Here is a 25935-nt window from a genome sequence, read left to right as displayed (position 1 = left end):
GTCCATGCATTCGCCTTTTGTCAGCGGTGCGCTCATACCAGCGATGGCGCCCCCCGCCGACGTTCGGCCAGGTCCAGTGACCTGGATGAAAAAGAATCTGTTTTCGACGCCGGCTTCAGGCGCGCTGACAATCTGCTTTGTCGTCCTCGCCGTGTGGCTGCTGCATCACTTTTTGAGCTTTGCGATCTTCGACGCGGTCTGGAGCGGCGGTCGCGAAGCATGCCGTGCGAACAGCCAAGGAGCTTGCTGGCCTTTCATTGCCGAGAAGTTCGACTACCTGCGATACGGCGCGTACCCGGTTTCCGAGCGGTGGCGCGTGGACCTTGCGCAGGCGATCGGCGCCATCCTCATCGTTTGGCTCCTGTGGACGAAGGCTCCGCGGCGCGAAGTGGCGGCGTTGCTATTCTTCCTCGTCTACCCCATTGCCGCGTTCGTTCTGGTGCGCGGCGTCGCCTGGCTCCATTTGCCTGTCATCGACACGACGCTCTGGGGCGGTCTCTTGATCACGCTGCTGATGTCGATTGTGGGCATCGTCTTCTCGCTTCCGATCGGAGTTATCCTGGCGCTTGGACGCCGGTCGGAACTCCCTTTCGTCAAGACGGTTTGCGTCACATTCATCGAAGTCGTCCGGGGCGTGCCGTTTATCACGGTGTTGTTCATGGCGAACTTCATGATGCCGCTTTTCGTCCCCGACTATCTGACGCCTGATCGTCTGCTGCGCCCGCTCATCGCGATAGCGTTGTTCTCATCCGCCTATATGGCCGAGGTTGTGAGGGCCGGCCTTCAGGCGATCCCGAAGGGCCAATACGAAGCGGCGAAAGCGCTCGGGATCAACTACTTCGACATGATGCGCCTGATCGTCCTCCCCCAGGCGTTGACGATCGTTATCCCGAGCATCGTGTCGACCTTCATCGGCCTGTTCAAGGACACGACGCTGGTCGCCATCGTCGGCATAGCAGATTTCCTGAAGGCCGTCGAAACGGCGCGAGTCGATCCGAACTGGGCAGGCCCGACGATCTCCTCAACCGGCTACCTCTTTGCCGGACTGGTCTACTGGGGCTTTTGCTTCGGCATGTCCCGCTACTCGCAATCGATGGAGCGCCAATTGGCGCGTGGCCACAAATCCTAGGACGAGATGATGATGCCACAAGCAATGCACGCAGCGACGAAGGCAACGCCCTACGGCAAGGCGATGGCCATCGAACTGCGTGGCGTCAATAAATGGTTCGGTTCGTACCATGCGCTCAAGAACATCAACCTCTCGGTGACGCGGGGGCAGCGCATTGTGATCTGTGGCCCCTCCGGGTCGGGCAAGTCGACGATGATCCGCTGCATCAACCATCTCGAGGAGCATCAGTCGGGCGACATCATCGTCAACGGCAAGTTGGTAACCGAGGATCTGCGCAAGATCGACGCAGTGCGCAGCAACGTCGGGATGGTGTTTCAGCACTTCAATCTGTTTCCCCACCTTACGGTGCTTGAGAATTGCACGCTTGCGCCGTTTTGGGTGAGAAAGATGCCGCGGTCGGCCGCTGAGGAATTGGCGCGCCATTATCTCGATCGCGTCAGAATTGCGGAGAAGGCGGAGAGCTACCCAGGGCAGTTGTCGGGTGGCCAGCAGCAACGCGCTGCAATTGCCCGGGCTCTCTGCATGAACCCAAAGATCATGCTTTTCGACGAGCCGACCTCTGCCCTCGATCCGGAGATGGTCAAGGAGGTGCTCGACACGATGGTGTCGCTTGCGAGTGAAGGCATGACGATGCTGTGCGTGACGCATGAGATGGGCTTCGCGCGGGAGGTGGCCGATCGCGTGGTGTTCATGGACCGCGGGGAGATCGTCGAAACCAACACGCCCCATCAGTTCTTCACCAACTCCCGATCGGAACGGGCACGGCAGTTTCTGGCGCAAATCCTCAAATAGGGACGTCCGCAGAAGCAAAGCGGCTGTAACCGTAGCAACAGATTTTCTAGGTGACTATCAAATGGCTTGTGCAGACACGCCCGCATCGGCGCTTGGGCAACGAAATATCGCGGGAATAGATTTCGACCAAATCCACGACCGCCAGCAATTCGGATCCGCCAAATGGGCCAACCAGTGGGATGAGTTCTCTCCGCAGGTCGAGGGCCAGAACCTGCTGTCCCTATGGACAGCGGATATGGATTTCCGCGCTCCGGAAACCGTCATCGCGCGGCTGCGCGAGGCCGCGGACCATGGCATTTACGGCTACACACGCCGCGATCCGCGCCACTATGAGATCGTGCAATCGTGGTTCGCGCGCCGGCACAACTGGTCGCCGAAAGTGGAGACCTTGCTTCCCGCCCCGGCGATCATGCCTTCGGTCGCTGCGATACTGCGAACCTTCACGAAGCCCGGTGACGGCGTCATTGTGCAGTCGCCCGTGTACTCGCCCTATTTCGAAGTGGTTCAGGGAAACGGGCGGGTTCTGCTTACGAACCGGCTGAGATTGCACAACAACAGATATGAGCTCGATCTGGAGGATTTCGAGAGACTGGCGGCTGGCGGTGCCAAGGCATTCCTGCTGTGCAATCCTCACAACCCTGCCGGAATGGCCTGGACACTCGAAGAATTGGCGGCGCTTAACGACATTTGTGAGCGCCATGGGATCCTGGTCATATCCGACGATATTCACTGCGACATAAGGTTGTCGGATCGCCCCCACATCGTCTTCTCCTCCATCTCGGAAGATGCCGCGGAGAAATCGTTCATCTGCACCGCGCCAACGAAGACTTTCAATCTTGCCGGGGTTCCTTCGGCAACCATTTCAGTTGCCAGCAAAAAGCGCCGCGAGACGCTTCTTGCCGCAATGCAGGCGTCATTCATGGTAAATGCAAACTTTTTCGGCCGCTTGGCCCTGGAGGTTGCCTACAGCAGCGGCGCGCCATGGCTCGACCAACTCACGCGTTACATCGCCAGCAACATTGATCTGGTTTGCGAGTTCGCCGGTGAACACCTTCCAGGCATCACGCCCATGCGGCCCGACGCATCGTTTCTGGTGTGGTTGGACGCGTGCGCGCTCGATCGCAGAGTGGGTGGAATTCAGAAGTTCTTTGTCGATCAGGCCGGGGTCAATCTCTACGACGGCCGCGTCTATGGGCCTGGCGGCGAAGGCTTCATCCGTCTGAATGTCGGCTGCCCGCGTCCTCTGTTGCGCCAAGGGCTGGAGCGCATGTCCAGCGCGCTGGCATCTTTGTGATTGAGCGCAACCAAGCCGGAATGCTGCGAATGCGAATTGCCGTCATCAATCCCAACACGACCGCTTCGTCGCAGCCGCCATGGCGGTGGCGGGCCGGGACCGAGATATTGGGCATGCAGTCCATGGCTGGACCTGAAGCGATCGAAGGGCCATTTGACGGTGAACTCTCCGTACCGGGCCTGCTCAAGCAGGTGGTCGCGGCGGAAATGGACAATGTCGACGCCCATATTATTGCGTGCTTCGAGGCACCATTGCTGATCGACGCCCGCAAGCAGGGGGAAGCCTCAAGGTGATCCACCGGGTGTCTACTCGCAAATTGGCGACCCGCCCGCCGCCTAATTTACGCGGCGCGTCGTTGAGCGAGGACCGAACGGGCCCGACGAGGGTCGACAGCGGTTACGATGCCGTGGTGGTGATCGCAGTAGACGCGGTCCGGCGAAGTTGACCCAGCACAAAAACGGTAACCGCCGGGTACCGACGGGTCTTCGCTTACCGGGAAGCGGCACTGATAGAGGCCTAGCTGAATGAGGGGGACGTCTCTCGAAATTACTCTGATATTTTCAGGCATGGTTTTCAGGTTCCTAGTTCATAGCCATTGCCGGTTGAGGGCCGCAGTGCGACCGCGGCAGGCCAGCTTCTCTCGTTTTGGAGGGCAATGGATCACCATATGGTGTTGGTTGCAGCGTCAATGAAGCCCGACGGCCTGGTTTCTGAAGCCAATAGTTTGCGACTTAAGGCCACAGTTGCCGCTGGGTAGCGTGCGGTTGACAGCGCGAAGGCGGCCCGGCCGCCCATGTTGCCGTACCTCTGATCGTGGCGGTCACTGCCCCCTGGGTTCGTCGGCAGACCGGGCAGGGGTGCCCTTGTGGGCCCCTATCAGGCGCGCCCGACCGACACCTCCTTCTCAGTCCGGGGCCTCCTCATGGCCGGCCGCTCTCGCCCCAACCCAAATCACTCTGAACGACGGAGTTCGACCCTTTTGCTGTCATTCGGTTGCGAGCGTTGTATGGCGCGATGCGCCCCAAGACGCTTTCCGTAGGCTGAACCTTGGATGGCCGCTTCGCGCGCAATGTCCGCCCTTGAGGCGATTTTTGCGATTGCCGGATAGCGGACGCTGCAGGCGATTACCCTGGACATCCTAGTTGCGCCATAAGGCGACCTTCATGCCGCTCAAAGCTGCCCTTCGCGCAACGGCTCGAGTCGGACCTATGCCTGAACTTCAGTCGCAGTCCGAAGATCATGAGCAAACTGCCGGCGATCCTATCCAGCCACTTGCGGATCCGCCGTAGAAAGAACTGATCGCAGCGATGGAGAAAACGTCGGCATCGGCCTGACACTTGGCGCGGTCATTTGGGCGGCGGCGGCACCAGCGGCATCATCAGCCTCAGGCCGGCGAAACCGATGCGTGGGGAACAAGGGTGACAAACAGAGCTGGAGGGCGTATGTTGACATAAAGATGTCTTTATGTGACTTGAGTGCGACTGTCGTCTCGAGGATGAAAAATGTCGCAAAGTTCCTCATCGCTGGATGACCTGTTCGGCCCCGCCACAGCAAAGCCCAACGGTTCCGAAGTGCTTGCTGCGCTGACCGCAGCGGTGCACGAACGCATCCTCATCCTTGACGGCGCCATGGGCACGCAGATCCAGGGCCTCGGGTTTGACGAAGACCATTTTCGGGGTGAGGCCTTCGCCGGCTGTGCCTGCCACCAGCAGGGCAACAACGATCTGCTGATCCTGACGCAGCCGAGGGCGATCGAGGAGATCCACTATCAGTACGCCATCGCCGGCGCAGATATCCTTGAAACCAACACCTTCTCCTCGACCTCAATCGCCCAGGCCGATTACCGCATGGAGGATGCGGTCTACGCGTTGAACCGCGATGGCGTGCGACTGGTGCGCCGCGCCGCTGTTCGTGCCGAGCAGGAGGACGGCAAGCGCCGTTTCGTCGCCGGCGCGGTCGGGCCGACCAACCGCACCGCCTCGATGTCGCCAGACGTGAACAATCCCGGCTATCGCGCCGTAACCTTCGACGACCTGCGCCTTGCTTATGGCGAGCAGCTGCGCGGCCTGATCGACGGCGGCGCCGACATCATCCTGCTCGAGACGATCTTCGACACGCTGAACGCCAAGGCGGCGATCTTCGCCTGCAACGAGATCTTCATCGAGAAGGGCGTGTACCTGCCGGTGATGATCTCCGGCACCATCACCGACCTGTCCGGCCGCACGCTGTCCGGGCAGACGCCGACCGCCTTCTGGCATTCGGTGCGCCATGCCAGCCCCTTCACCATCGGCCTGAATTGCGCGCTCGGCGCCAACGCCATGCGCGCGCATCTGGCAGAGATATCCGGTGTCGCCGATACGTTCACTTGCGCCTATCCGAATGCCGGCCTGCCCAGTGAATTCGGCGGGTATGACGAGAGTCCGGAATTCATGGCCGCGCAGATCGAGGATTTCGCGCGCGAGGGATTGGTCAATGTCGTCGGCGGCTGCTGCGGCTCGACGCCCGACCACATCCGCGCCATCGCAGCGGCGGTGAAGAAATATCCGCCGCGAGCTGTTCCCGACATCGAACCGAAGATGCGCCTGTCGGGGCTCGAGCCGTTCACGCTGACCGACGAGATTCCATTCGTCAATGTCGGCGAGCGCACCAATGTCACCGGGTCGGCAAAATTCAGGAAGCTGATCACGGCGGCCGACTATGTCGCCGCGCTCGATATCGCCCGCGACCAGGTCGCCAATGGCGCCCAGATCATCGACATCAACATGGACGAGGGCCTGATCGATTCGAAGAGGGCGATGATCGAGTATCTCAACCTGATCGCGGCCGAACCTGATATCGCCCGTGTTCCCGTGATGATCGACAGTTCCAAATGGGAGATCATCGAAGCTGGCCTGAAATGCGTGCAGGGCAAACCGCTGGTCAACTCGATCTCGATGAAGGAGGGCGAAGAAGCCTTCCTGCATCATGCCCGACTGGTCCGTGCCTATGGCGCGGCGGTGGTCGTCATGGCCTTCGACGAGGACGGCCAGGCCGACACCAAGGCGCGCAAGGTCGCAATCTGCACCCGCGCCTACAAGCTGTTGACCGAGCAGGCCGGATTCCCGCCGGAGGACATCGTTTTCGATCCGAACGTCTTTGCCATCGCCACCGGCATCGAGGAGCACAACAATTACGGCGTCGACTTCATCGAAGCAGCGCGCGAGATCACCACGACGCTTCCCTATGTTCATATTTCGGGCGGCGTGTCGAACCTCTCCTTCTCGTTCCGCGGCAACGAGCCGGTGCGCGAGGCCATGCATGCGGTGTTCCTCTACCACGCCATCCAGGCGGGCATGGACATGGGCATCGTCAATGCCGGACAGCTTGCCGTCTACGACACCATCGATCCGGACCTGCGCGACGCCTGCGAGGATGTCGTCAACAACCGTGAGCCGAAAGGTGGTAGCACGGCGACCGAGCGCATGCTGGAACGTGCCGAGCGCTTCAAAGGCACGGCTGGCAAGGAGGCGCAGGAGCGCGATCTCGCCTGGCGCGACTGGCCGGTCGAACAGCGCATTTCGCATGCGCTGGTCAACGGCATCACCGAATTCATCGACGCGGACACGGACGAGGCGCGGGGTGCGGCCGAGCGTCCACTGCATGTCATCGAAGGTCCGCTGATGGCGGGCATGAATGTCGTCGGCGACCTGTTCGGCTCCGGCAAGATGTTCCTGCCGCAAGTGGTGAAGTCCGCCCGCGTCATGAAGCAGGCCGTTGCCGGCCTGCTCCCCTACATGGAGGCGGAGAAGCTGGCGAACGCCGCCAACGGCATCGACAATGGCGAGCGCCAGACCGCAGGAAAGATCCTGATGGCGACGGTGAAGGGGGATGTCCACGACATCGGCAAGAACATCGTCGGCGTGGTTCTGGCGTGCAACAATTATGAGATCATCGACCTCGGCGTCATGGTGCCGGCGACGAAGATCCTGCAGACGGCGCGCGAGCAGCAGGTCGACATCATCGGCCTGTCCGGCCTGATCACGCCGTCGCTAGACGAGATGGCGCATATGGCGGCCGAGATGGAACGCGAAGGCTTCGACATTCCGCTGCTGATTGGCGGCGCGACCACCAGCCGCGTGCACACGGCGGTCAAGATCCATCCACGCTACACCAGCGGCCAGACGGTCTACGTCGCCGATGCCAGCCGCGCGGTCGGCGTTGTTTCGGCGCTGCTGTCGAACGAGGCCAAGGCCGGCTACGTCGACAACGTCCGCGCCGAATACAAGAAGGTTGCCGATGCGCATGCGCGCAGCGAAGCCGACAAGCAGCGCCTGCCGCTGGCGCGGGCGCGGGCCAACGCGCACAAGGTCGACTGGTCGGCCTATGTGCCGCCGAAGCCGTCCTTCCTTGGCGTCAAAGTCTTCGAAGGCTGGGATCTGGCCGAGCTCGCTCGCTATATCGACTGGACGCCGTTCTTCCAGACCTGGGAGTTGAAGGGTCGTTATCCCAAGATCCTCGAGGACGAGGCGCAAGGGCCGGCGGCACGCCAGCTTTTCGAGGACGCCCAGGCGATGCTGAAGAAGGTCATTGCCGAAAAATGGTTCGCGCCCAAGGGCGTGATTGGCTTCTGGCCGGCGAATACCGTCGGCGACGACATCAGGCTGTTCACGGACGATAAGCGCTCGCAGGAACTGGCGACCTTCTTCACCTTGCGCCAGCAACTGGCCAAGCGAGACGGCAGGGCCAATGTCGCGCTGTCGGATTTCGTCGCGCCCGCCGACAGCGGTAAAGCCGACTATCTCGGCGGCTTCATCGTCACCGCCGGCATCGAGGAAGTGGCGATCGCCGAGCGCTTCGAGCGGGCGAACGACGATTATTCCTCGATCATGGTCAAGGCGCTGGCCGACCGTTTCGCCGAAGCCTTCGCCGAGCGCATGCATGAGAAGGTGCGCAAGGAGTTCTGGGGTTACGCGCCCGACGAGAACCTGGCACCGGACGACCTGATCGGCGAACCTTATCGCGGCATCCGCCCGGCGCCCGGCTATCCAGCGCAGCCCGACCACACCGAGAAGGCGACGCTGTTTCGCCTGCTCGACGGCGAGCGCAATGCGGGCGTCAGCCTGACCGAAAGCTATGCGATGTGGCCGGGCTCTTCCGTGTCGGGCATTTATCTCGCCCATCCCGAAAGCTATTATTTCGGCGTCGCCAAGATCGAACGCGACCAGGTCGAGGATTATGCTAGCCGTAAGGCGATGCCAATCGCCGATGTCGAGCGCTGGCTGGGCCCCGTTCTCAACTATGTGCCGGCACACTATGCCGAGGCGGCTGAATAGTGGGAACGGCGGCATCGTAAATTCGTGCCTTCTAAATCTCCGCTGCCTTTTCGACCGGATGGCTTTCGACAGTTTCTTGTGCTCCTTCCTTGCCAAGCGTTTGAGGTAGGCAAAAGACTCTTGAAGCGGGCGGGTTTCGGCCTTCGTAAGAAGGGCTACTTAGCTGGTGCCGGGTCCGCATCGTGCGATACGGACTGAGATACAAACTGTGATACAAATCGCTACGGAATTCTACCAAAAACCCCTTTAAAATCAACGCGGGAGGCGGTGCAGCGTTGCATCTCGACCGCACCAATCAAATTCGAAAGCGGAACCTCACCCGTTGAATTCGAGCACGGCAGTGACCTTGTCAGGGCACGTGCTTTTTGCCTGATTGCGGTCGCGAGTTTGGCCGATGCGAAGAAGCAATCAGCGCGCGTAGCCATATATGCGGTTGGCGCACCTGATTATTCGCGCACCAGGCGTCCGGTCGCCCACCAGATCACCGACACAACAACGATCGATGCGTAGCCGTCCACGGCATAGTGCCAGCCAGTGAACACCGATCCGTACAGGATCAGGTCTGCGTTGTAGCCTGTCTGTTCATTTTCCCGGACATCTGAGTTCACCATTGGTGATGAACATCGCAGCGAAAGTAAGCACCTTTGCGCTTGCCTTGAAGGCATCCTACTCTGGAGGATAATAGCCGCTCGTGAGCATAGAATGTCGGTACTGCCTTTCTTAAGAATCTACGCACCGCTCAACGCGCTGCTGGCTGCGACTGGGCTTGTGGCGGTGGCTGCGCTCACGACACCGGATATGTCCGCACGAAGCAGACTGGCTCTGGCTACCGTGCTCGCGGTCATTTGGGGCGTCTATCTCCTGCAACTGGCTGAGACGGTCCTCAAGCGCCGGGCGGGAGACGTTCGGGTCAGGACGCCGGCAATTGCCATTGATATGCTCGCGGTTTTGGTTCCACTCGCCGCATTTCTGCTCGTCGGTACGCCTGACCGGAGCCTCTACTGTGCTGTCTGGCTGCTGAAACCGCTGCGCGACTCGACTTTCTTCCCGCTGCTGGGCAGGATCCTGACCAACGAAGCGCGCAACCTGATCGGCGTCACCACGGTCTTCTGCATCGTTCTGTTCGGTGTTTCGCTCGCGGCCTATGTCATCGAGCGCGACGTCCAACCGGAAAAGTTCGGCAGCATCCCCCAGGCAATGTGGTGGGCGGTGGTCACGCTGTCCACCACGGGCTATGGCGACGCTATTCCGGAAAGCTTCGCCGGCCGCGTCCTTGCCGGGGCGGTCATGATGAGTGGCATCGGCATCTTCGCGCTCTGGGCTGGCATTCTTGCCACCGGCTTTTATCAAGAAGTCCGTCGCGAGGATTTCGTCCGCAATTGGCAATTGATCGCCGCCGTGCCGTTGTTTCAGAAGCTCGGCCCGGCCACACTAGTCGAGATCGTGCGCGCATTACGACCTCGCATCGTGCCGGCGGGCGCTGTGATCTGCCGCAATGGCGAGACCGGTGATCAGATGTTCTTCGTCGTGGAGGGGCGCGTCAGCGTCGCGACGCCGACCCCGGTGGAGCTTGGCCCTGGCGCCTTCTTCGGCGAGATGGCGCTGATCAGCGGCGAACCGCGCTCGGCGACCGTCAGCGCCACAACGGTGGTCTCACTCCTGTCGCTACACTCGGCGGATTTCCAGCTGCTGTGCAGCAGCAGCCCGGAGATCGCGGAAATCATCCGCAAGACCGCGCTCGATCGGCGCGGCGCGGCGCCTAAGGGTTGACCGTGATTAGGTGTTCGTCAGGAGGAGGATGCGACCGATGCAAAATATCGCTCGGTGCGGGTCCCCAGGTGGGAACACACCAGCTGAAACATCAGGACCCGTGCCTTATCCACCTTGGCCAAGTCTATTGCAATGACCCGCGAAACGTCTCCTTTTGCATATTTACCAGCCGCTACCCTACTCGGCGGCCGTCTCCGATGCCGCATCTGCCGGCCCCGAAGGCTCGGCCTCGGTACGGGGCTTGCGCCGTGAAAACAGCGACCTGAGCGTGACGTAGAACACCGGCGTCAGGAACAGGCCGACGAAGGTGACGCCGAGCATGCCGGAGAACACCGCGGTGCCAAGCGACTGGCGCATTTCTGCGCCCGGGCCCGTTGCGATCACCAGCGGCACGACGCCGAGGATGAACGAGAAAGCGGTCATCAGGATCGGCCGCAGCCTGAGCCGGCAGGCTTCGACGGCAGCCTCGGCGGCCGACAGGCCGCGTTCCTGCGCCTGGCGCGCGAATTCGACGATCAGGATCGCGTTCTTGGCGGCAAGCCCGATCAGCACGATGAGCCCGATCTGCACGAGGATGTTGTTGTCCAGCCCTCGGAAAGACACGCCGAGCAACGCCGCGAGCACGCCGAGCGGCACCACCAGCACAATGGCGAACGGCAGCACCCAGCTTTCATATTGCGCCGCCAGCGCCAGGAACACGAACAGCACCGACAGTCCGAAGATATAGACAGCGGCATTGCCGGTGTTGCGCTCCTGATAGGCGAGCTCGGTCCATTCATAGGAGGTACCGGCCGGCAGCGTCTTTGCCGTGATCCCTTCCATCAATGCCAGCGCGTCGCCCGTGGAAACGCCGGGCGCGGCGTTGCCCTGCAGCGGCACCGAGACGTACATGTTGTAGCGCTGGACCAGCGCCGGGCCGGTGACGTCGCGGATCTCGATCAACGTGCCGAGCGGAACCAGCGCGCCGGTCGCCGAGCGCACCTTCAGTTTCAAGATGTCGGCGCGATCGAGGCGGAATGCCTGGTCGGCCTGCGCCCGCACCTGGTAGACGCGCCCGAAAGCGTTGAAGTCGTTGACGTAGGCGGTGCCTAAATTGATCGACAGCGTCTCGAAGATGTTGGGGATCGGCACGTTCAGGATGCGCGCCTTGTCGCGATCGATCGCCAGGAAGAATTGCGGGCTCGACGCGGAGAACGTGGTGAACACGCCCGTCAGCCCCGGCGTCTTGTTGGCCTTGCCGGCGATTTCGTTGGCAAGCGCCAGGATCTGCCGCATGTCGGCGCTGTTGCGCTCCTGGATCTGCAGCTTGAAGCCGCCGGCATTGCCGACGCCGCGGATCGGCGGCGGCGGCAGTGCGATAATGAAGGCTTCCTTGATGCTTTGCAGACTGCCGAACAGATTGCCGATGACCTGGGTCGCCGACTGGCCGGCTTTCAGTCGCTCGTCAAAGGGCTTGAACCTGGCGAAGATCACGCCCGCGTTGCTGGCGTTGGTGAAGGTCGCGCCGGAGAAGCCGGCGAAGGCGACTGCATAGTCGACGCCTGGCATTTTCTGGATGATCTGCGACGCCTGCTGGATGACCCCATCGGTCCTCGACAGCGAGGCGCCGTCCGGCAACTGGACGACGACGATCGCATAGCCCTGGTCGAGCGACGGAATGAAACCGCGCGGCACCGCCTGCACCATGTAGACCGTGGCGTAGATGAGGGCCGCGAAAACGGCCAGCATGGCGGCGATCGTTATCCACGAGCCGACCAGCACGCGGACGATGCTCGAATACCAGTCGGCGACCCTGTCGAAGCCGCGATTGAAGCCGTCGGCGAGCGCCCGTCCGAACCGCGCCAGGAAAAAGCGCGGCGGCGCCGCCGCGGCGTGGTGCGGCTTGAACAGCAGTGCGGCCAGCGCCGGCGAAAGCGTCAGCGAATTGAATGCCGAGATCGCCGTCGACACCGCGATAGTGATCGCAAACTGCAGGTAGAACTGCCCAGAAATGCCGGGGATGAAGGCTGTCGGTACGAACACGGCTATCAGCACCAGCGAGATCGCGATGACCGCCGTTCCGACTTCGTCCATGGTCAGGTGCGACGCCGGATTGGGCGCCAGCCCTCTGGCGATATTGCGCTCGACGTTCTCGACCACGACGATCGCATCGTCGACGACGATGCCGATCGCCAGAACGAGGCCGAACAGCGTCAGCATGTTGAGCGAGAAGCCGGCGGCGTAAAGCACCGCCAGCGTGCCGATCAGCGACACGGGGATCGCCACGATCGGCACGATCGCCATGCGCCACGATTGCAGGAAGACGATGATGACGATGATGACCAGCAGCATCGCCTCGAGGATCGTCTTGTAGACCTCCTGGATCGACTCGGCGACGAACTCGGTCGGATTGTAGACGATGTCGTAGCTCAACCCCTTCGGGAAGTCGCGGGAAAGCTCCTTCATCTTGTCCTGGATCTCCGCGGCTGCGGCGAGCGCATTGGTGCCCGGCCGCTGGAAGATGGCGAGCGCCACGGCCGGTTTGCCGTTGAGATAGGAGTTGGTGACGTAATCCTTGGCGCCGAGCTCGATGCGCGCCACGTCCTGCAACGAGATCAGGCGACCGTCGTCGGCCGATTTGACGATCACGTATCGGAAGTCGCGTGCGTCGTTGAAGCGGCCTTGCGTGGTGACCGTGTACTGGAACGCCGTGCCGGTGCTGGTCGGCGGCGCGCCGATCGAGCCACCCGACACCTGGACGTTCTGGTCGCGCAGCGCCTGCACCACATCGCCCGAGGTCATCCCCAGGGCGGACAGTTTTTCCGGATCGAGCCAGATGCGCAGCGAATATTCGCGTTCGCCGAAGATGATGAGGTCGCCGACGCCGTCTAACCTGAGCAGTATGTCGCGCACCCGCGAGCGGGCGTAGTTCGAGACGTAGAGCTGGTCGTAGGTATTGTCGGGCGACAGCATGTGCACGACCATCATCAGGTCGGGCGAGGTCTTGGTGGTGGTGATGCCGAGGCGGCGGACTTCTTCGGGCAGGCGCGGCTCGGCGACCGACACGCGGTTCTGTACCAGCACCTGCGCCTGGTCGAGATCGGTGCCCAGCTTGAAGGTGATGGTCAGCGCCATCGCCCCGTCGCCCGACGAATAGGACGACATGTAGAGCATGCCCTCGACGCCGTTGATCTCCTGCTCGATCGGCGTTGCCACCGTCGCTGCGACCGTCTCGGCGTCGGCGCCCGGATACTGCGCGCGAACGACGATGGTCGGCGGCGCGATCTCGGGATATTGCGCGACCGGCAGCTGGGTATAAGCAATCCCGCCGAGGATTAGCAGGACGATCGAAACGACCGATGCGAAGATCGGACGGTCGACGAAGAAATGTGCGAACCTCATTGCTGCAACCCGGCGGTCTCGGCCCTGGGCGGCAACGTCACCATCTCGACCTTCACCTTGGTGCCGGGCCTGGCGTGCATCAGCCCGTTGACGATGATCGTCTCGTCGCCGGTCAGGCCCCCGCGGATCACCCGGTAGCCGTCGAGAAGCGGGCCGGTGCGCACGGGCTTTGCCGACACCGTCCCGGCCTCATCCACCAGGAAGACGATGCGGCGATCCTGATCGGCGCCGATCGCCTCGTCGGGCACCAGCACGCCGCTATGCGGCAGCGACCCCGGCACGTTGATGCGCCCGAACATGCCTGGCTGGAGAATGCCGTCGGCGTTGGGAAACCTTGCACGCACCCGCATGGTGCCGGTCGCGTTGTCGATCCGGTTCTCGGCAAAATCGAGCTTGCCTTTGAATACCGCCTCCGCGCGGTCGGCGACGCGAACCACCACATCGAGCCCGCCGGCGCCTTCCTGCATGCTGCCGCCACGCTCCTTCGCGTCGCGGGCGTAGCTGAAATACAGGCGCTCATCGACGTCGAAATAGAAGTCGATCGGATCGCGCGTAACGATGGTCGTCAGCAAGGTGGAATCCGGCTGCACGAGGTTGCCGACCGACACCAGCCGGCGGTCGATGCGGCCGGACAAGGGCGCCTTGATCTCGGTGAATTCCATGTTCAGGCTGGCCGTCGTCAGCGCAGCCGTCGCGCCCTGCATCTGCGCCTGCGCCGAAAGGTATTCCCGCCGGCGGTCGTCGACCGTCGCGGTTGAGATATTGCCGGTCTTGGCGAGTTCGTCGGCGCGATCCAGCTGCATCTTGGAGAATTCGAGCAGACTCTTGGCGACGTCCACTTGCGATTTGGCGGCATCATAAGCCGCCTGGTACGGACGCTGGTCGATGGTGAAGAGCAGGTCGCCCTTGTTGACCAGTGCGCCGTCCTGGAAGCTGATTTTGTCCAGATAGCCGCTGACGCGCGAACGGATGGCGACCTGGTCGACGGCTTCGAAGCGCCCGACGAACTCGTCGTCTTCGACGATTTCACGGACCACCGGCTTGGCCACCGTCACCACGGGAAGCTGCTGGTCCTGCGCAAACGCAGTGCTGCTGAAAGCCATGCCGAGCAGGAATGCCGCCGACATGGCAGCGCGGGCAAGCCAGCCGGCCGATCGACGGGGTCGCCCGCCCGCGTCGCGATGCAATTGGCCATTATCTGGGGTGTCCATTTGCGTCCTCGCTCGCTGGACCGGAGGTCGGTTGATCCGCTTCTACGCTCAGGCTTCTCGTCGAGATCAGAGCACTGCAGTGTTGTGCATGGCAACATGATCATTTTCCATGTGGGCTGAAATGTCCACCCTTTGGCTGCCCCGCCATTGGGCTAAAGTCAGTCGCGAATTAAGGGATTCAGGATTCCTTTGATGGACGGCTTATGATTCATATTGGTCGAAGGAGATCGATATGGGCATTACCACGCCGGCCGGATTCAAATGGACTGCAACACTGCGGCATCGAGCAGCCGTTGACATATCCCTCCCGCTGCAGCCGTTGTTCCGTCTCGCTCATTGAAGACGATACATCGACATAAAGAACCAAGTTCGAGATCCACCGGCAGGGAGCGTCCTTGTAAGGGCACCTGCTTTTTGCCTGGTTACGGTCGCGAGTTTGGCTTATTCGAAGTGGCCATCGGCGGGCATGGCCATCCATCGATAGGCGCACGTGATTATTCGCGCACCAGGCGTCCGGTCGCCCACCAGATCACCGACACAACAACGATCGATGCGTAGCCGTCCACGGCATAGTGCCAGCCAGTGAACACCGATCCGTACAGGATCAGGGCTGCAAAGGTCCAACCCAGAACGCCAAGCCAGCGATTGATCGATGACAGCAAATAGGCGTTCAATGCGGCAAAGGCGACATGCATGCTTGGCATGGCCGAGATGCCGCCGCCAAGACTTGGCCGGCCGCTCTGGTAAGCCATCAGGAGGTATGCCGCGGGGTCCCGCACCATGTAACTATGGTCCAGTCTGTCCAAGGCCGCATTCAATCCGTGGAAGCGATCCACGCCAACAAAGTGGTGGTAGTAAACCGGTCCGACCGATGCCAGCGCCAGGGCCAAGACCGTTCCGAGGACGCACAACGTCAGCGCTGCTGCGCAGAGATAGCGGATGCGGGCAATCTCGTCCGACCAGAGCGACACGAAAAGGATGGTGCCGAACCACTGGTAAAACCAAATGACTTCATAGCTGTTGAAGACGACGAACGACCAATTGTTGCTGTCGAGCTTATGGACGATCTCCCATGGCGGCATCCCGTGCAGCCATTCATCAGCGTCGGCCAACCAGTTGTCGGCATAGTATGGGACGACGGACGGGATGGCGATCTTGTAGGTAGAGAACGCGGTCAAGCTGGCAAAGAAGAACAGCAGCACCAGCAGACAGCCGCGCCAGCGCCCTTGAACCAAATCCAGTGCGTAGCGAACCGGTTGCCGCCGGCCATGGATTAGCGCGGCACAACAGACGCCACCGATAAACAACACCGGAATGCCAACAAGAAACTTGTGAGAATAGATTAAGGCTGACGTATAGAATACTTCTGGATATAGTGCAGATGCGCCTAATACGTATGTCGCCATGAACAGGGAGAGGCGCAATTGCCATATGGCGGAGGGCCTGTAGCGAGAGGCGTCCGTGGTGAGGGCCAAACCAATTTACCCGTTCTTAAAGTTTCGCCGGAGAGACACATACACCGATAAGGTAAAAACCTTGCCGCCAGGTTTACCTTTTCCCCGGTGGTCGACATTTGCCGGCTCGAGACATGGTCCGGCCGTTCAGAGTAAGGTAGTTGCGGGTCGACCGTCGCCTGGCAAAGGAGTTCAAGGCGATGTCGGCGGAAGCACTCGGCTTACCGCTCGGTAGCGTTCCGCCATTTTCCGACATTTCATTTCTTGTTTCTCCACGGCATGTCCTTTTCCCAATCGCCTGCCATGATCGAGCCGTAGGGATCGACAAAGTCCTGGATGGTCGCCAGGCCATGCTTCTCGATTTGGCCAATGACCTGTTTGGCGCTCTTGTAGGCCGCCGGCAATTCGGACAGGTCTGGTCTTCCCATCCAAAACCGGATGTCCAACCCGCGCGTTTCAGCCTTGAGAACGTCGTCGAGTTCCCGCGAGCCGATCACGTCGCGCAAGTAGCGGGTTCTGCTCATGTTTCGGCCGGCACCATGAGGGGAGAAGCCAAGCGACGCCTTTTTGTCGGTGTGGCCGGTGATCAAGATCGGCTCGCTCATATTCATCGGGATCAGCGTACGGCCAACGTCGTCCGCCGAGAAGCGAGAGAACGAAGGCGTTGCGCCTTTGGCATGATAGAAGAGCCCGTCGTCCCGGCGAAAGACGAAGTTGTGCTCGTTCCAGAACCGATCGACAATATGGTTGCCAAGCACACCCTGAACGCGGTCATGGATGCGGAAATGGTTTTGCTTGGTCCACTCGCGAATGGTTTGCAGTGCTTCCCAGTATGCGCGGCCTTCGTCGGTTTCAGCCTCGATCCATGCCGCCCCAGAAGGCGTTCTTGGCGACACTATTGCCGTATGCTTTTTGGCCAATGCCATGCCGCGTTTGTACAGCATCGCTCCCGGACCGCGTGATCCGTGATGGGTTACTATAGCCGGCTGTCCGGTCGACCTGAGATGACCGACATAGAGGAAATGATTGCCGTCGCCCTGCGTGCCCATGTTGCTGTCGCCGATAGGCACAATGTCGGAAAGGAAGCGGTTCGACTTAAATCGCACGGCAAGTTCCCGCGACATGTCCCAACCACGCCGATCCTTACGCCCGCCGGGCCCGAAATGCGTTGCGTCGAACGCCGCGTCGAGTATCTTCTTCGGATCGTCGTTCCTCTTGAACACCGTGATCGCCATCGAGCAGCAAATATCGGCCGAATGGAAACCAGGGTGGATGGCGTTTCTAGCCGCCACGACACCGCCGACGGGGATGGTTCCTGCCGGACATGCGTCGGGCATGACGACCCCGGCCACGACTGTTGGTGTGCGCAGGAGGGCATCCATGGCCTCGACCACCAGGCCAAGGTTTTCGCGCTCGACATCGTTTTCCGGCTCCAGGAAAACGCTAAACGCCAGCGCATTGGTCCTGGGCATCATCTCGACCGGCATCAGTGTTTGCAGATAGGCGAAGATGTCGTCCTGCGAGCGTCCTTCGCTTTCCATGCGTTGCGCGTCGGCGATAGCAGCCGGAAACCACTTGCCCGGCTTAAAACCCCACTGGATGAGTTCCTTGCCGGTGATCACGGCCGTCTCCTGTCGTCAAAAAGATCAGGCTGATTATCACGCTGCCCGAACGCGCGCACCACCCGAGCCTCGGGGGCCGAACCGGCCGGGTGTTTAAACACCGGTCCACCGCTCCGTCAGTTGACCTATCATAAGTTTTAGCTTATCATAAGTCATGATTTATGATTATGCAGGAATGGTGGCCTTGGCCGACCCGACGCGCCGCAAGGTGTTCGAGCTCATCGCCGATCGGCCACGCTCGGTCATCGATCTGACGCGAGTGCTTCCGGTCTCGCAGCCGGCCGTATCGCAGCACCTCAAGGTCTTGAAGGAGGCCCGGCTGGTCCGCGCAGAGCCCAAGGGTGCCAGCAACATCTATCATCTCGACCCGCATGGGCTCGGCGAGATGCGCGCCTGGCTCGACCGCATGTGGGGCGATGCGCTCGACGCCTTCAAACGGGAAGTCGACAACAGTAAGGAAAAGAGGAAATGACGACCATGATCAAGCCCGCGCCGGTCAGGAAGTCGGTTACGGTGGAGGTGCCGCTCGACAGGGCATTCGATGTGTTCACCACAGGATTCGGACGGTGGTGGCCGGCTTCGCACTCGATCGGCAAAGCCGCCCTGACGACCGCGGTGATCGAACCGAAAGCCGGCGGCCGCTGGTACGAGATCGGCGAGGATGGATCCCAATGCGATTGGGGCGAGGTTCTCGCCTGGGATCCGCCGTCCAGGCTGACGCTCGCCTGGCGCATTGGAGCCGGCTGGCGCTACGATCCGGCATTGCTGACCGAAGTCGAGATTCGCTTTGTCGCGCTCGGCGAGAACGCGACGCGTGTGGAACTCGAGCACAGGCTTCTGGAGAACATGGGCGAAACCGCAGAGGCGATGCGCGAGGCCTTCGAATCGGAGGGTGGCTGGAGCGGTCTCCTGGACCGCTATGCGGCTGAGGCCAAGCGCCACGCCGCCTGATCGGGAATACCAGCGAGGCCGTCGCACTGTCGGCCTCGCCTCATTCCCGGTGCAGCATGTGCCGCTCTGCCCGGCCACTGGGACCAATATTGTTGGGTGAACGATGCCCCAACCGGAACGGCGGGCACACCCACACCAAGCGTTGTCGCAGACCACCCGGCGGTTGGTCCGCGGCGGTACCAGAGCTGGATTACCGGTGCTTCTCGACGAAGGCCTTGCAGGCGGGTGACAACTGCTCGATCATGCTCTGAAGGTCGCATTTGCCGATCGGTGTCATTGGGCAAAGCCGTTTGTAGTCAGGCTTGCATTCCTTGCCCTGAAAAGATTTGAAGGCCTTTGCCTCGGCCGTAATCGGGCTCAAAAGTATTCCCGAACAAACCAACGCGAATCCGTCCATACCCACGCAGGCAGACGCCTATGCGGCGATGGCTCTGTTCTTCTCAATCTCTGGCTCGAACTTGACGACGTTAGAGTATCTGCTCGGCAATGAAGCTTCTGGCGCTGCCGGTGCATTTCGGTATTCAGCCCGGATCCAACCCAAAGCGGCTGTCCAGCCTCGGGCGGCAAGCGTCAGATTTTCACGATCGGCTAGGCGGCTGTGTCTAGATTCGTTTCGGGCGTCGACGTAGCCCGGCCGGCCCGATCTTGCTCGGTATGTTCCCACCAGTCGCCGAGGGCGTCGACAAGCGGCACAAGCTTGAGGCCGGGCTCCGTGAGGTCGTAATCCACGCGTAGCGGATAGCCGGTATGCGCCGTTCGCCGCACGATCCCGGCTTCCTCCAGCTTGCGCAGTTCGAGCGCCAGGATGCGGTGCGACACGGTTGGATTGTCGCGCCTCAGGTCGCTGAAGCGCTTGGTCCCGTCCTTGAGATAGTAGAGAAGCAAGGTGGGCCAGCGACCGCTGAGCACACGCATGGTCTCCTCGATCGGGCAGCGTGAGACGACGTCTTTCATGGCGGGGACCTGGTTACAGAATAGTGCGTAATTTACATGGGGCGACCAGCGTTTAGGGTCAAGTTTCGCTGCGCAGCGTAATCCCTAAATCATGGAAGAGACAAAGAAATGGAACCTATTCTCCTTTACGGCTTCCCGCTGGGAAGTTCGATGGGGCTTGTCGCTGCTTTTGAACGCCTCGGACAGCCCTATCGCCTGTGTCGCGTCGACATGCTCACTGAAATGAAGAACGACGCCTATGCCAGCATCAACGGCCGTCAGGAAACGCCGGTGTTGATCACCGACGAGGGCAGGGTGCTCACCGAGACCATCGCGATTGCCGCCTGGCTCGAAGCCCGCGACACGCAACGCCGTATCAGCTTCGAGCCTCGCTCGCCGGAGGCCGACCGAATGCACCAGCTGATGGCTTTCGTGAACACCGGTTTCACCGCCGCTTTCACCCCACTCTGGGCTGCATATGAAATGGAATCGGCCGAACCGGTGTTGTTGGCAACCTTGCGTGACTTTGGCCGCAAGATCGTTACCAACCGCCATGACCAGCTCGAGGCGATGATCGCCGACACGGACTTTCTGGTCGGCGATCGGCTGACGCTTGCCGATACCACGCTGATTGGCGTGGCGCGCTGGGCGGAGTTCCACAAGGCGGTCGACGGCGCGAGCTACCCCAAGCTGGCCGTGTTGCGCGGCAGGATCGAAGCCGATCCGGCCGCGCGTTACGCACAGGCCATCGAGGATGGCGAAAAGCCGGCGGGTTCGGGTGCCTGTCTTGGCCATGTCCCGCTGGCCGAAGTGATCGATCGTTTCGCTGCCTAGCTTTTGTCACGCAGCTCAGCCGCGCGGCGCCAAAGTGTGGCGCCGCGTGGTGACCGCCCGTGGCTTTGGCCGGGCAGGGCAAACAATCCGTCCACAATCAGTCAGGTGATCAGGTGGGATGCGTTGACACGCATCCAGTCGGCCAGCGAATCCAGCGTGCCACGCAAGGTTCTGCCCAGCGGCGTTATCTCATACTCCACGCGCGGCGGCATCTCGGCATAGACCCTCCGATAGACCAGACCGCGATGTTCGAACAGGCGCAGCTGCCGCGTGAGCTCCTTTTGCGTAATCGGTGCGACGGCCCTCTGGAGCTCGCCGAAGCGGATCGGACAACCGGTGACGATCAGGCGATAAAGAATGGGAATGGCCCATTTTCCCGAAACTAGATTGACGAAATCGATCATCGGGCAACGATCGGTCGCGCCATTTCCGCCTTCGACTGGCGTTACCTCGATGGCTTTTGCCTGCGCCATGAAATTATTTCCTTTAGTACCCATTCGGTGCCTACTATACAAAGCATACTATCATGTCGACAATGCCGTTCTCATCGTCTTTGGGAAGGCAAATAATGGGTCGCCAAATCATGGGTCGCTTGAAAGGCAGATATGCCCTCATTACCGGGGCAACCAGCGGCATCGGCCTCGAAACCGCGCGCCAGTTCCTGGCCGAGGGCGCTACAGTGGCAATCACCGGCAGGAGCCCATCCGGGCTGGAGGCTGCGCAGCGCGAACTGGGCGGATCGGCGCAGGTGATCAGGAATGATGCCGGCAATCTTGCCGATCAGCGCGCGCTTGCCGCCGAACTCGCGCAGTGCTGGCCTCGGCTCGATATACTGAACATCAACGCCGGCGATGTGATGCATCAGCCGCTGCAGGATTGGGACGAGGTGGTCTATGACCGTCTGATGCAGACCAATCTCAAGGGGCCGTTCTTTTTGATCCAAGCCCTGTTGCCGATGTTCTCCAACCCGTCGTCGATCATCCTGTGCGGTTCGGTCAGTGCCCATATCGGCCTGCCCCAGAGCAGCGCCTACGCCGCCAGCAAGGCTGGCCTCCTGTCGTTGGCGCGCACCCTCTCGGGTGAGATGATCGAGCGCGGTATTCGCGTCAATGGCCTCAGCCCCGGGCCGACCGAGACGCCGGCCCTGGGCAAGCTGGGTTTGCCAGAAGCAGAAGAGAAGGCGCTGGGCGATCAGATACGCGCGCTAGTGCCGATCGGCCGGATGGGCAAACCCTGGGAACTCGCCAAGGCGGCGGTGTTTCTAGCATCGGATGAGTCGAGCTTCGTCGTTGGCACGGAACTGCTCGTCGATGGCGGCGTCGGAAACCTCTAGAGCATTTTGCAGCCAAGTGGTTACACTTGGCGTCGCACAAATGCGGCTGAAACAAACAGATAGAGCGGGATGCCCCGTGCAATCCAATGCATCCCGCTCTATCCGGATTTACCATCGCGACCATCGACTTGGCGACAATCACCCCTAAATCGACTACCATAGTGCCTGTTTCTTGAAGTGGCAGCTGCGGGCGGCCATCCTGGCGGTGACCGTCCCGACACACGGGAGAAAGGTTATGGCCGGCTTTCATGTCATGGCGGACGCACGTGGAATGCATGTACAGCCCACGGTGCGCCGCATCAGCACCGAGGATCTGCTCGATGCGCTCCGTCTCGGCGTAGAGGATTTCTGGGCCAAGCCGTCGCATTACGTGTTCCTGTGTCTGATCTATCCGGTGGTCGGCCTTATCCTGACGCAGTGGACATCGGGCTCGAACGCCATCCAACTCATCTATCCGCTGATGTCCGGCTTCGCTTTGGTCGGTCCGTTTGCCGCTATCGGCCTTTACGAAATCAGCCGCCGGCGCGAGTTCGGCATGGATACATCCTGGTGGCATGCGCTCGACGTGCGCCACTCGCCGGCGCTGCCCGCGATTGCAGTCATCGGCATCATGCTGGTGGTACTGTTCCTGCTCTGGCTGTTCACCGCGCAATCGATCTACACCAGCCTGTACGGCAATCAGCCTCCGACCTCTATTGTCGGCTTTATTCGCGAGGTGCTGACGACCAGCAAAGGCTGGACGCTGATCCTGCTCGGCAACCTGGCCGGGTTCGCCTTCGCCGCGGTCGTGCTGGCGACGACCGTCGTCGCCTTTCCGCTGCTGCTCGACCGCGATGTCGGCGCGGTCTCGGCAGTCGAGACGTCGGCGCGCGCGGTCTTGACAAACCCGCTGCAGATGGCGCTGTGGGGCCTGATGGTTGCCGTGCTCCTGGTCATCGGCTCGATCCCGCTATTTGCCGGGCTTGCCGTCGTCATGCCCATCCTTGGCCATGCGACTTGGCATCTCTACCGCAGGGTGGTCGAACCGGAGCGGACAGAGCAGGTCAGGGGGCCGATGTAGGACCGATCAGCGTTGCGCGTCGGTTGCCATCTTGACGGCCAGCGCGGTCAGCACCGTGCCCATCAGCCAGCGCTGGATCACCAGCCATAGCGGCCGCCCGGCTAGGAAGATGGCAATTGAGCCGGCCGTCACCGCGATGATGGCGTTGACGGTCAGGCTGATCGCGACCTGCGTGGCACCGAGCACCAGAAGCTGCGACAGCACATGCCCCTTGCCGGGGCTGATGAATTGCGGCAGCAGCGACAGATAGAGCACTGCCACCTTTGGGTTGAGCAGGTTGGTCATCAGCCCCATGGCGAACAGCTTGCGCGGCCTGTCTTTCGGTAGTTCGCGGATCTGGAACGGCGAGCGCCCGCCGGGCTTCACCGCTTGCCAGGCGAGCCACAGCAAATAGAGCGCGCCGGCAAGGCGCAGCACATCATAGGCAAAGGGCACGGCGAGCAGCAGCGCGGTGATGCCGAACGCCGCCGACAGCACGTAGAACAAGAACCCGAGCGCCACGCCGCCCAGCGAGATCAGCCCGGCCTTCGGCCCTTGCGACAGCGAGCGCGAGATCAGATAGATCATGTTCGGGCCGGGCGTCAGCACCATGCCGAGGCAGACCAGCGCAAAGGCAAGGTGGTTGGCGGGTTCAGGCAAGAGCGCATCTCCGGATGAGGACACTCACCACATGCTTCCATCACCCGCAAGGGCATGAGGGCAGGAGCCTTTGCGCCAGCGCGCCGGGCCCCTGCCTTAGTCGCCAATCCGATCGCCTTCAGCCGACGATGCGCAGGTTCGACAATTCGTTGGCGATTTCCTTGAAATTGTCGGACAGCGTCGCGCCGGTTGCATTCCAGAACAGCTTGGCAGGCTTGCTCGGGTCGGCCGAATCCTTGCGGAAGCGCGAATCCGAGGAACATGCCTTCAGCGCATCGATTGCCTTCTTGTCGCTGGCATCTGTGGGCGACAGGTCGAGCGCCACCGTCATCACCAGAATGTTCGAATTCTTTGCATTGGCGCAGAGCGTTTTCATCTGCTCGTCGAGTGCTGCCGTGTAGTTGGCACCGGTATAGGTGGTCTTGCCGATATCGGTGCTGGTATTCATGAACAGGCGGGTCACGCTTCCAGATCCCGGATAGGTCAGGCCAGTGTAGCCGTAGGCGGCGTAGGTCGACCTGTTGTTGGCGTAGCTGCCGTCGCTGACGGCGCTATAGGTATTAGCTCCGTCGGTCAGCACCACGACCACCTTGTCGTTGCCCCTCTCGCTGTTCGGCCGGCCATCGGTGAACGGTGGGTTGCTCGATACCGTTCGCCAGCCCCAGGCAAGTCCCTCCGGTACGTTGGTGTTGCCGTTCGGCGCCATGGCGTCGATGGCGTCCTTGATCTCCTGCTTCTCGGCGTCCTGGCTGACGTCTTTCAACGGCGTGATCGGGTTTGTGGTGCAGGAGGAGTTCGGGCCATCGCCCGCGGCTGCGGATTGCGAACCGTATGGTTTTAACAGGAAATATTTGCGCATGTCAGACTGGCGCTGGGAAGCGGTAGGACCGGCGACATAGGGCCAATCGGCCCACCAGTTGTTGCCGTAATTGTAGGACGTGCTGATGACGTCGTTGATGCCGTCACGGTTGAAATCGAGCCACAGAGTGCCAGCCTCGTCCGGGGCGAACATCGGCACGAAAAGCGTGGCCGGCGCGGCTGTGTCGGGCGTGGTGTCGTCGACGTTGTAGGGATATGGCCGTGCCTCGACGCAACCTTGCCAGCTCGCATAGCGACTAGTGGTGTAGATATATTCCGGTGCGCTCCAATGGCCGTACTGGCAGGTGCCGTTCTTCTTGTATGTGTCGCAGACATATTGCTTCGAATTGGGTACCTCTTCGCGGCCCGATTCGACCGTCATGTCTGCGTAGAGGCTGAAACGGGTCAGCGGCTGGTCCTTGGTCTCGCCCCAGCCGGCGCCGCGCTTGTACCAGATGCCATTGAGCTTCTCGGCGTATTTGTCCGGATTGTTGGCAGCGCTCATCGTCGTCCAGTCGAAATCCTCGTGCTGGATCGGGGAGATGCCGTCCTGATCCATCCAGCCGTCCTGGTCGTGGGTAGGGCCGACATTGACCGAGGCCGCAAACGGCACGAGAGAAAACTGCACCGGTTTGGTGATCTGCTTCATCTGCTGCGCTTGAAGCGCCAGCGTATCGACAAGCTGCTTTGCGGCCAACTTCAGCAAGTCTATTCGCTTCTCGCCGGTGCCGGAGCCGAGATCGCTCATCGAGCCTGAATTATCCAGCACCAGCGCGACTTCGAGGGTGTTCTTAAGACGGAGTTCCGAACATTCGGTGAAGGTCGTGTCACCTGCCGTGCCGCCGATCAGCAGGCTGGCGGCCGGTAGAAAATAGGGGTGGAAGGTGAGGCCGGCGCAGAGCTTCAAGGTGCCGCCGCCGGCATTGTTGTTGGGCAGCGTGACGGTCAGCGCTGTGTTCGCCGGGTCGATGCGTGCGAGATTGGTTTCGAAAAATGTCTTGGCGTAGGCCTTGACGTCATCGTCGCTGGCGCCGGCGACGATCTGCTGGGCGGCGGCGAGGCCGGCCGCATCAAGTGCGTTCACCGTTTCGTGCTTTTGGCGCAGCAACTCCCCGTAATCGACACTGAGCGCCAGACCGGCCATCAGCGGCACAATGGTGATTGCAGTCATTAAGGAGTAGTTGCCACGTCTGTCGTATCGGAATTTTCCGATTATTGCCTTCAGCATTCCCGCCCGCCCCATTTTTCCGGACGATGCCACGCATGTTTAAATTTCCGATTGCTGAAATGCGTTCAAGGCCGGTACGGTTTTTCAATCCCCGTTAACCACACGTCCGCAATCGGCAATGCTGCTCCGGGCTT

General features: G+C 61.2%; 22 protein-coding genes. 11 read left to right on the top strand and 11 right to left on the bottom strand.

What is annotated here, in order from left to right; genetic code table 11:
* Positions 1-4: 4 nt before the first annotated feature.
* The 4 genes from NKI19_RS22305 (at position 5) to NKI19_RS22290 (ending at position 3508) form a co-directional block, all read left to right on the top strand.
* The gene (locus NKI19_RS22305) at positions 5-1129 is read left to right on the top strand and encodes an amino acid ABC transporter permease (RefSeq protein ID WP_352566407.1); all 1125 of its coding nucleotides are present in this window, start codon (positions 5-7) and stop codon (positions 1127-1129) included.
* A 63-nt stretch (positions 1130-1192) separates the two neighbouring features.
* Entirely contained in the window at positions 1193-1921 is a 729-nt protein-coding gene (locus NKI19_RS22300; RefSeq protein WP_352566381.1) for an amino acid ABC transporter ATP-binding protein, read from the top strand.
* A gap of 61 nt (positions 1922-1982) precedes the next feature.
* Positions 1983-3215, top strand: a complete 1233-nt coding sequence (locus NKI19_RS22295) for a MalY/PatB family protein (protein WP_352566382.1) — start codon at positions 1983-1985, stop codon at positions 3213-3215.
* Positions 3212-3508, top strand: a complete 297-nt coding sequence (locus tag NKI19_RS22290) for an aspartate/glutamate racemase family protein (protein ID WP_352566384.1) — start codon at positions 3212-3214, stop codon at positions 3506-3508. The genes NKI19_RS22295 and NKI19_RS22290 overlap by 4 nt, the downstream gene beginning before the upstream one ends.
* 47 nt (positions 3509-3555) lie before the next feature.
* Here NKI19_RS22290 and NKI19_RS22285 read toward each other — a convergent pair whose 3' ends face one another.
* On the bottom strand, positions 3556-3783 hold the full coding sequence (locus NKI19_RS22285) for a GcrA family cell cycle regulator (RefSeq protein WP_352566386.1): 228 nt from the start codon (positions 3781-3783) through the stop codon (positions 3556-3558).
* Between the two features lie 934 nt (positions 3784-4717).
* Between NKI19_RS22285 and metH the strand changes: the two genes are divergently transcribed.
* Complete coding sequence (metH, locus tag NKI19_RS22280; protein ID WP_352566388.1) at positions 4718-8527, top strand: methionine synthase; 3810 nt, start codon at positions 4718-4720, stop codon at positions 8525-8527.
* 446 nt (positions 8528-8973) lie between these two features.
* Here metH and NKI19_RS22275 read toward each other — a convergent pair whose 3' ends face one another.
* Positions 8974-9138, bottom strand: coding sequence for a hypothetical protein (locus NKI19_RS22275; protein ID WP_352490233.1), 165 nt, complete (start codon positions 9136-9138; stop codon positions 8974-8976).
* A gap of 91 nt (positions 9139-9229) precedes the next feature.
* Here NKI19_RS22275 and NKI19_RS22270 point away from each other — a divergent pair, with 91 nt between their 5' ends.
* Entirely contained in the window at positions 9230-10297 is a 1068-nt protein-coding gene (locus NKI19_RS22270; RefSeq protein ID WP_352490232.1) for a cyclic nucleotide-gated potassium channel, read from the top strand.
* Between the two features lie 177 nt (positions 10298-10474).
* On the opposite strand, the gene NKI19_RS22265 is transcribed toward NKI19_RS22270, so the two are convergent.
* The 5 genes from NKI19_RS22265 to NKI19_RS22245 all read right to left on the bottom strand — a co-directional run bounded on the left by NKI19_RS22265 (position 10475) and on the right by NKI19_RS22245 (position 17965).
* On the bottom strand, positions 10475-13678 hold the full coding sequence (locus NKI19_RS22265; protein WP_352566390.1) for an efflux RND transporter permease subunit: 3204 nt from the start codon (positions 13676-13678) through the stop codon (positions 10475-10477).
* Positions 13675-14781: an efflux RND transporter periplasmic adaptor subunit gene (locus tag NKI19_RS22260; protein ID WP_473560248.1), complete on the bottom strand. Its 1107-nt coding sequence runs from the start codon at positions 14779-14781 to the stop codon at positions 13675-13677. Before NKI19_RS22260 ends, NKI19_RS22265 begins: the two co-directional genes overlap by 4 nt.
* Before the next feature lie 316 nt (positions 14782-15097).
* Positions 15098-15367, bottom strand: a complete 270-nt coding sequence (locus NKI19_RS22255; RefSeq protein ID WP_352490230.1) for a DUF1194 domain-containing protein — start codon at positions 15365-15367, stop codon at positions 15098-15100.
* A gap of 16 nt (positions 15368-15383) precedes the next feature.
* Entirely contained in the window at positions 15384-16364 is a 981-nt protein-coding gene (locus tag NKI19_RS22250) for a phosphatase PAP2 family protein (RefSeq protein WP_352490229.1), read from the bottom strand.
* A gap of 236 nt (positions 16365-16600) precedes the next feature.
* Entirely contained in the window at positions 16601-17965 is a 1365-nt protein-coding gene (locus NKI19_RS22245) for an RtcB family protein (RefSeq protein WP_352490228.1), read from the bottom strand.
* 154 nt (positions 17966-18119) lie between these two features.
* On the opposite strand from NKI19_RS22245, the gene NKI19_RS22240 reads away from it, so the two are divergent.
* The gene (locus tag NKI19_RS22240) at positions 18120-18437 is read left to right on the top strand and encodes an ArsR/SmtB family transcription factor (RefSeq protein WP_023676569.1); all 318 of its coding nucleotides are present in this window, start codon (positions 18120-18122) and stop codon (positions 18435-18437) included.
* The gene (locus tag NKI19_RS22235) at positions 18434-18916 is read left to right on the top strand and encodes an SRPBCC family protein (RefSeq protein ID WP_352490227.1); all 483 of its coding nucleotides are present in this window, start codon (positions 18434-18436) and stop codon (positions 18914-18916) included. Before NKI19_RS22240 ends, NKI19_RS22235 begins: the two co-directional genes overlap by 4 nt.
* A gap of 588 nt (positions 18917-19504) precedes the next feature.
* Here the strand turns inward: NKI19_RS22235 and NKI19_RS22230 are convergent.
* Complete coding sequence (locus NKI19_RS22230; RefSeq protein ID WP_352490226.1) at positions 19505-19870, bottom strand: winged helix-turn-helix transcriptional regulator; 366 nt, start codon at positions 19868-19870, stop codon at positions 19505-19507.
* A gap of 108 nt (positions 19871-19978) precedes the next feature.
* On the opposite strand from NKI19_RS22230, the gene NKI19_RS22225 reads away from it, so the two are divergent.
* On the top strand, positions 19979-20683 hold the full coding sequence (locus tag NKI19_RS22225; RefSeq protein ID WP_352490225.1) for a glutathione S-transferase family protein: 705 nt from the start codon (positions 19979-19981) through the stop codon (positions 20681-20683).
* A 101-nt stretch (positions 20684-20784) separates the two neighbouring features.
* Here the strand turns inward: NKI19_RS22225 and NKI19_RS22220 are convergent, their stop codons facing one another.
* Complete coding sequence (locus tag NKI19_RS22220) at positions 20785-21156, bottom strand: winged helix-turn-helix transcriptional regulator (protein WP_352490224.1); 372 nt, start codon at positions 21154-21156, stop codon at positions 20785-20787.
* 110 nt (positions 21157-21266) lie between these two features.
* On the opposite strand from NKI19_RS22220, the gene NKI19_RS22215 reads away from it, so the two are divergent.
* The gene (locus NKI19_RS22215; protein WP_352490358.1) at positions 21267-22016 is read left to right on the top strand and encodes an SDR family oxidoreductase; all 750 of its coding nucleotides are present in this window, start codon (positions 21267-21269) and stop codon (positions 22014-22016) included.
* A 235-nt stretch (positions 22017-22251) separates the two neighbouring features.
* A complete protein-coding gene (locus tag NKI19_RS22210; RefSeq protein WP_352566391.1) occupies positions 22252-23076 on the top strand; it encodes a DUF2189 domain-containing protein in 825 nt (274 codons plus the stop codon).
* A gap of 6 nt (positions 23077-23082) precedes the next feature.
* On the opposite strand, the gene NKI19_RS22205 is transcribed toward NKI19_RS22210, so the two are convergent.
* Both NKI19_RS22205 and NKI19_RS22200 read right to left on the bottom strand, forming a co-directional pair.
* The gene (locus tag NKI19_RS22205; protein WP_352490222.1) at positions 23083-23715 is read right to left on the bottom strand and encodes a LysE family translocator; all 633 of its coding nucleotides are present in this window, start codon (positions 23713-23715) and stop codon (positions 23083-23085) included.
* A gap of 118 nt (positions 23716-23833) precedes the next feature.
* Positions 23834-25801, bottom strand: coding sequence for a pilus assembly protein TadG-related protein (locus NKI19_RS22200; RefSeq protein ID WP_502899324.1), 1968 nt, complete (start codon positions 25799-25801; stop codon positions 23834-23836).
* Positions 25802-25935 lie beyond the last annotated feature (134 nt).

The sequence above is a fragment of the Mesorhizobium sp. M0751 genome (assembly GCF_040320265.1).
Classification (GTDB): domain Bacteria; phylum Pseudomonadota; class Alphaproteobacteria; order Rhizobiales; family Rhizobiaceae; genus Mesorhizobium.
The sequence above is the reverse complement of the archived record's forward strand: the minus strand, read 5'-3'. Positions and strand labels throughout refer to the sequence as shown.